Source organism: Polaromonas sp. P3_C2, assembly GCF_056402675.1.
The window spans coordinates 1-6,611 of record NZ_JBFUGX010000203.1; the positions used below are offsets into that span (position 1 = coordinate 1).

Below are 6,611 nucleotides of genomic sequence, written 5' to 3' on the forward strand. Positions count from 1 at the left end.
CAACCAGCATGAGCCGTGGAACCGGCTTTGCCGGGCCACAGGCGGGCGGCCCCCTCGGGGGGCAGGGAGTTACACGAAGTGAACGACCGTGGGGGTGCTATAATCTCAGGCTTTGCTAGCAAACCCGCGCCTGGCCTGATCCTGATCAGATCAATTAAGGCGCACCTTTTGGATCAACTGAACAATGACCACCATCCRTGTAAAAGACAATGAGCCCTTCGACGTGGCTCTGCGCCGTTTCAAGCGCACCATTGAAAAACTCGGCCTGCTGACCGACCTGCGCGCCCGCGAGTTTTACGAAAAGCCAACGGCAGAGCGCAAGCGCAAGAAGGCAGCCGCCGTCAAGCGCAACTACAAGCGTATCCGCTCGATGCAATTGCCGAAAAAGCTGTACTAATCTTTAGTACCGCCTCACGGCAACAAAAAGCCCGCACGAGGACGCTCTGCGGGCTTTTGTGTTTTTGGCGCTACGCCACCCTTCATCCTATTTTGCCTTCCAGGAGCCTCCGAATGTCAGCACTCAAAGACCAGATCACCGAAGACATGAAGACCGCCATGCGCGCCAAGGACAGCGAGCGCCTGGGCACCATCCGCCTGCTGCTGGCCGCCCTCAAGCAAAAAGAGGTGGATGAACGCGTGGTGCTGGACGACGCAGCCGTGGTCGCCATCGTCGACAAGCTGATCAAGCAGCGCAAGGACTCGCTCGAAGCTTTCCAGAAGGCCGAGCGCAAGGACCTGGCCGACAAGGAAGCAGCCGAGCTGGTCGTGCTGCAGGCCTACCTGCCAGCGCGCCTGAGCGCCGACGAAGTCGCCGCCGCTGTGAAAGCCATCGTCGCCGAACTGGGCGCCACCGGCCCCGGCGATATGGGCAAGGTCATGGGTGCCGTTAAGGCCAAGCTCGCCGGCAAGGCCGACATGGGCCAGGTGTCTGCCGCAGTGAAGGCAGCGCTAGCCGGCTGAATACAGAGGTGGGCGGCTACATGTACCCGCCTTAAGCCAGTTCAAGCCGCGGAACCGGCTTTGCCGGGCCGCAGGCGCAGCGGCCCCCGAGGGGCTGGAGCCTGCGGCTCCAAAGCTGCTTGAGCAGCTTTGGACAGGCGACAGAGGCGAAGCGTCTCGCGAGCCGCGGCCTGCAAGGCCTCGGGAGCTACACGAAGTGAGCGACCGTGGGGGCTTCAGCTCCCCGCGACCTTCATCCGGTTGACGAGAATCGAGCCCACCGTTTTGGCACCGTAGTTGTAGGCATCCGCGCCCACGGCGTCGATGCCCATGAGCATGTCCTTGAGGTTGCCGGCAATCGTGATTTCTTCGACCGGAAAGGCGATGCGGCCATTCTCGACCCAGAAGCCCGAAGCCCCGCGCGAGTAGTCGCCCGTCACGTAGTTCACGCCCTGCCCCATCAGCTCGGTCACAAAAAGGCCGCGGCCCAGCTTGCGCAGCATGGCGTCCAGGTCGTCGCCCTTGCGGGTGTTGCGGCTGGTCATGATCAGGTTGTGCGAGCCGCCGGCGTTGCCGGTGGTGCGCATGCCCAGCTTGCGGGCTGAGTAGGTGCTCAGAAAATAACCTTCGACGCGGCCAGCCTCCACCACCTGGCGTGCCCTGGTCTTGACGCCCTCTTCGTCAAAGGGTGCGCTGCCTTTGCCTTTGCGCAGGTGCGGGTCTTCGGCGATGTCGATGTGTTTGGGGAAGGCAAGCTTGCCCAGGCTGTCGGCCAGGAAGGTGCTTTTGCGGTAGAGCGCGCCGCCGCTCACGGCCTGCACAAAGCCGCCCAGCAGGCCCGCTGCCAGCGGCGACTCGAACAGCACCGGGCATTGCGTGGTCGGGATCTTGCGGCTCTTGAGCCGTGCCAGTGCACGCTCAGCGGCATAGCGGCCTACCGCTTCGGGAGCCGCCAATTCACCGGCGTCGCGCATGGAGCTGTACCAGGCATCGCGCTGCATCTGGTCGCCCCTGCCCGCAATCGGCGCCACCGAGATGCTGTGGCGCGAACTGGCGTAACCGCCGCGAAAGCCCTTGGTATGCGCACTGAAAAAATGGCTTTGCTGCGCCGATACACCGGCGCCTTCGCTGTTGGTGATCAKGCGGCTGGTGCTCAGGGCCGCGGCTTCGCACTGCAGGGCGAGCTGGGCGGCTTCTTCCGAATTGATGGACCAGGGGTGAAAAAGGTCGAGCGCCGGATGCACGCGCGCAATGTCGCGGTCATCGGGCAGGCCGGAGGTCTCGTCTTCCGCCGTGAACCGCGCAATATCGTAGGCTGCTTTCACAGTCTGCTCGATCGCTGCTTTGGAGAAGTCGCTGGTGGCGGCATTGCCGCGTTTTTTTCCGATGTAGACGGTGATGCCCAACGACTTGTCGCGGTTGCGTTCGACGTTTTCAAGCTCGCCCTTGCGCACGCTGACTGAGAGCCCGCAGCCTTCGGAGGCTTCCGCGGCGGCATCGGTGGCCCCCAGTTTTTTGGCATGGCCAAGGGCGCTGTCGACGAGTTCCTCGAAAAAATCACGGTGGTAGCTGAAACCGGATTCGGGCTGGCCTGACTGGCTCTTGGGGCCCGGGACGGGGCGGGAAGCACTGCGTGTTGCGCCGCTGGCGCGAGAAGAAGCTTTTTGGGTCATATGGGTAGCTATGATACTGACTGCTATGAACAACAAGACTCCCAAGGCCATCAAGGGCTACTGGTCCAACGGCCGCTTCGTCAAACCCGAGGAAATCGCGCTTGAAGAAGTCGGCCCGCCCAGCAAAACCCAGCTCAAGGCCGAGGCCGACGAAAAACAGGCGCTCGGTGAAGCGCTGCTGACCCTGCGCGCCGATTTGATGGCGCGTCTGGACCTGCCCGACAAGCTGCGCGACGCAATTGCCGACGCAAAAAAGATCACGAACTTCGAGGGCAGACGCCGCCAGATGCAGTTCATCGGCAAGCTGATGCGCCCGCTGGACCCTGACCCCATCCGCGAAGCCATCAACGAGCAGCTCAACGGATCGGCCGACCTGACGCTGGCCCTGCACCTGGCCGAGCAATGGCGCGACAAGCTGATCGCCGATGACGCCGCRCTGGGTGCCTGGCTCGAAGAACACCCCGGCACCGACTCCCAGCAACTGCGCGCGCTGATCCGCCAGGCCCGCAAGGACGCCAAGCCCGAAAAACCCGGCGAAGCGCCGCGGCACGGCAAGTCCTACCGCGAGATTTTCCAGCTGGTCAGGCAAGGCATGGCACGAGGTCCTGAAGATGGCGAGGAGCCTGAAGCGTGAGCGCCTCCTTTGACGCGGTAAAGATCGGCATTGTCTCGGTCAGCGACCGTGCATCCGCCGGCGTCTATGTCGACAAGGGCCTGCCGGCACTCAAGGACTGGCTCACCCGCGCCCTGCGCAACCCCATCACCTTTGAAGAGCGCCTGATCCCCGACGAGCAGGCGGGTATCAGCGCCGCATTGATTGAGTTGGTCGACACCGGCTGCTCGCTCGTGCTGACGACCGGCGGCACTGGCCCCGCGCTGCGCGACRTGACGCCTGAAGCCACGCTGGCTGTTGCCCACAAGGAAATGCCGGGTTTTGGCGAGCAGATGCGGCAGATCAGCCTGAAGTTTGTCCCGACGGCCATCCTGTCGCGCCAGTGCGCCGTCATACGCGACAAATGCCTGATCATGAACCTGCCGGGCCAGCCCAAATCGATTGCGGAAACCCTGGAAGGTCTGAAAAACGCCGACGGTTCCCAGGCTGTGGCGGGCATCTTCGCCGCCGTGCCTTATTGCATCGACCTGATCGGCGGCCCTTACCTGGAAACCGATGAAGCGGTGTGCCAGGCGTTCAGGCCCAAAAGCGCCATACGCCCGCCGCGCTGAAACCTTGCCGCTCGCCAGTTTGGGCCTGGCCCCTTTCTCACGTAGTATTCGGGCTTTACAACACGAGGAGCTGAGATGGACGACCTGATTGAAACGCCGAGCAAGGAATCGAAAAACACCGCCGTGCTGATCTGGATCGGAACCCTGTTTCTGGGTTTCATTCCTGGTCTGATCGTTTACCTGGTGAAAAAGGACGACGCCTATATCCTGGACCAGTCCAAGGAAGCGCTCAACTGGTCGATCACCGCGACCATCGGCTATGTGGCGGCAATGATCCTGACCTTTGTGCTGATCGGCTTTCTGGTGTTCGCGGCGCTGGGCATCTGCCACCTGGTGTTCTGTGTCATGGGCGCACTGGGCGCCTCCAACGGCAAGGCCTTCCGCGTGCCGTTCGCGCTTCGCCTGATCAACTGAAGCCTAACGGCGAAAACAAAAAAGGAAGGGCTCGCCCTTCCTTTTTTTTGCCCGTCTTATTCGCCTGCCTGTCTCACTGCCTTATTTACCGACCAGCTGATTGAGCTTGTCGGCTTCAAAGGTTTCCGTAAGCGCGGCGTCCTGCGGCACGCAATCCTTGCTCATGGCCGTCTGCGGTCCGGAGAGTTTCTCAATCGCTTGCCACAGCAGGGCGATCTGGTGCTCCTGGCCGGCGGCGCTGTCGATCAGCCCGCGCATGGCTTGGGACAGCGGGTCATCCTCTTGCGTGATGCCATAAGCCGAAAACTGGGTAATGGTGACGTCGGCGCTTTCCCCGGTCTTGGAGGGAATGATGCGCGCCGGGATGCCCACCGCCGTGGCGCCTGCCGGAACCGGCTTGATCACCACTGCGTTGCTGCCAATCTTGGCGCCGTCACCCACCAGGAAACCGCCAAGCACCTTGGCCCCCGCACTCACCACCACATCGCGGCCCAGGGTTGGGTGGCGTTTGGTGCCCTTGTACAGCGAGGTACCGCCCAGCGTCACACCCTGGTAAATCGTGCAACCGTCGCCGATTTCAGCGGTTTCGCCGATGACGACTCCCATGGCATGGTCGAAAAACACGCGTTCACCAATTTTGGCGCCAGGGTGTATTTCAATGCCTGTTACCCAGCGCGAAAAATGCGAAATGAAACGGCCCAGCCACTTGAAACCGTGGTTCCAGCACCAGTGCGCCCGGCGGTGCAGCACCTGCGCATGCACGCCGGGGTAGCAGGTCAGTGCTTCCCAGGCCGTACGCGCGGCAGGGTCGCGGTCAAGAATGCACTGGATGTCGGAGCGAAGTCGGGAAAACATAGGCGAAGTCTACTGAGGCTGTGAACTGCTTGCTGGGACCACGCTTTTGCCCCTGGCTTCGGAGGCCTTCTGCAGCATGGCTTTGGCCACACCGCGCAGGATGTGGATTTCCTCGGGGCTGAGCTGGGCACGGTTGAACAGCTGGTTCAGGCGCGGCATCAGTTTTTTGGGCGAGGCCGGATCCAGGAAGCCGATGCCGGTCAAGGCCTCCTCCCAGTGCCTGAGCATGCCCGCCACTGCGGCCGCGTCGGCCAGCGTCGGCTCCGCCGTGGCGGGCTGCACGCTGAAACCGCCCAGCGCCTGGCGCCAGTCATAGGCAATCAGCTGCACCGCCGCGCCCAGATTGAGCGAGCCGAACTTCGGGTCGGTCGGAATGCTCAACGCCACATGGCAGCGGTAAACGTCCTCGTTCTGCATGCCGAAGCGCTCGGAACCAAACAAAAACGCAACGGAATCTGTCTTCTGGGCAATAGGGACGTGCGCGAGCAGCTCCTCTTTTGATAGCAGACCTGCCAGGCCCAGCAGCTGTGCAAAGTGCTGGCGCGGCGCCTGCGTGGGCGGGCCGAAGTCGCGTGGCGTCATGGCGGTGGCGCACAGGTGCGCCATGCCGTCCACGGCCTCGTCCAGCGTGGCCACAATGCGGGCGTTTTTGAGAACGTCGAGCGCCCCGCTGGCCCGCTGGATGGTTTCTTCACGGTTGAGCACATTGGCCCAGCGCGGCGCCACCAGCACCAGGTCGTCAAAGCCCATGGTTTTCATGGCACGGGCCGTGGCCCCCACATTGCCCGCATGGCTGGTATTGATCAGGATGAATCGCGTGTGCATGGAGCTGGATTGTCCTATGCCGGCGGCTTCAGGACGCGGAGCAATGCATCCACCTTTGGCGACTTCGCCCCTTTGCGCCAGATCAGGTCAGTCTGGGCGCAGTCGCTGCCCGGCGGCAATGCGTGGATACTGAGCCGGCCACGCTCCGGAAAGGTTGCCAGCACGCTGCGCGGCACCAGCGAAATGCCCATGCCCACCACCACGCAGCCCAGCATGGCATGGTAGGACGTGATTTCAATCGTCTGCACCGGCATGCTGTTTTTCAGCAAGTACCAGGCTTCCAGCCGTGCGCGATGCGGGCAGCCCTTTTCAAAAGCCACCATGGCACGCGGAGGCTCGCTGTTTGCCTGCGTCACAGGCGGATGCGCGGCGCTCGCAACAATCACCAGTTCCTCGGTGTAAATCGCCTCCCGTTCAAAGGGACCCTCCGCAATAGCCCCAGTGACCAGCGCCGCGTCCATCTCCCCCGCCAGCACGGCTGCGGCCAGTTGCTGCGGGTTGCCGGTTTTTAGCGCGAGCCTGATTTCCGGATAGAGACGCACAAAATCGCTCAGAGGGGCCGGCAACCGCACAGCCGAAGTGCTTTCCATGGCACCGAGCACAAAAACGCCGCGCGGCTGCCCTCCCTGCACAGCATCGCGTGCTTCTTCAGCCAGGCTGATCAGGCGCCCGGCATAGTCC

Annotated in this window: 9 protein-coding genes; 5 read left to right on the forward strand and 4 right to left on the reverse strand. The window is 62.7% G+C overall.

The features are described from left to right. The first annotated feature begins 184 nt into the window (after positions 1-184). Both rpsU and AC1DWI_RS10445 read left to right on the forward strand, forming a co-directional pair. Positions 185-397 carry a 30S ribosomal protein S21 gene (gene rpsU, locus AC1DWI_RS10440; protein WP_477724796.1) on the forward strand — a complete coding sequence of 71 codons (213 nt, stop codon included), beginning with the start codon at positions 185-187 and terminating at the stop codon, positions 395-397. A gap of 113 nt (positions 398-510) precedes the next feature. Beyond that, positions 511-960, forward strand: a complete 450-nt coding sequence (locus AC1DWI_RS10445) for a GatB/YqeY domain-containing protein (RefSeq protein WP_477666378.1) — start codon at positions 511-513, stop codon at positions 958-960. A gap of 215 nt (positions 961-1,175) precedes the next feature. Here AC1DWI_RS10445 and pmbA read toward each other — a convergent pair whose 3' ends face one another. Beyond that, positions 1,176-2,612 (reverse strand): metalloprotease PmbA, encoded by a 1,437-nt coding sequence (pmbA, locus tag AC1DWI_RS10450; RefSeq protein ID WP_477724797.1) that lies wholly within the window; start codon positions 2,610-2,612, stop codon positions 1,176-1,178. A gap of 25 nt (positions 2,613-2,637) precedes the next feature. Between pmbA and yjgA the strand changes: the two genes are divergently transcribed. The 3 genes from yjgA to AC1DWI_RS10465 all read left to right on the forward strand — a co-directional run bounded on the left by yjgA (position 2,638) and on the right by AC1DWI_RS10465 (position 4,250). Beyond that, entirely contained in the window at positions 2,638-3,246 is a 609-nt protein-coding gene (gene yjgA / locus AC1DWI_RS10455; protein WP_477671566.1) for a ribosome biogenesis factor YjgA, read from the forward strand. After that, positions 3,243-3,836 (forward strand): molybdopterin adenylyltransferase, encoded by a 594-nt coding sequence (gene mog, locus AC1DWI_RS10460; protein ID WP_477724798.1) that lies wholly within the window; start codon positions 3,243-3,245, stop codon positions 3,834-3,836. The genes yjgA and mog overlap by 4 nt, the downstream gene beginning before the upstream one ends. 75 nt (positions 3,837-3,911) lie before the next feature. Further along, positions 3,912-4,250, forward strand: coding sequence for a DUF4870 domain-containing protein (locus AC1DWI_RS10465; RefSeq protein ID WP_477648091.1), 339 nt, complete (start codon positions 3,912-3,914; stop codon positions 4,248-4,250). A gap of 81 nt (positions 4,251-4,331) precedes the next feature. Here the strand turns inward: AC1DWI_RS10465 and cysE are convergent, their stop codons facing one another. The 3 genes from cysE to AC1DWI_RS10480 all read right to left on the reverse strand — a co-directional run. Continuing rightward, positions 4,332-5,105 (reverse strand): serine O-acetyltransferase, encoded by a 774-nt coding sequence (gene cysE / locus AC1DWI_RS10470; RefSeq protein ID WP_457279099.1) that lies wholly within the window; start codon positions 5,103-5,105, stop codon positions 4,332-4,334. 9 nt (positions 5,106-5,114) lie between these two features. Beyond that, the gene (locus tag AC1DWI_RS10475; RefSeq protein ID WP_477671564.1) at positions 5,115-5,930 is read right to left on the reverse strand and encodes an RNA methyltransferase; all 816 of its coding nucleotides are present in this window, start codon (positions 5,928-5,930) and stop codon (positions 5,115-5,117) included. A 14-nt stretch (positions 5,931-5,944) separates the two neighbouring features. Further along, on the reverse strand, positions 5,945-6,611 hold a 667-nt coding region (locus tag AC1DWI_RS10480), incomplete at its 5' end, for a LysR substrate-binding domain-containing protein (protein ID WP_477724799.1).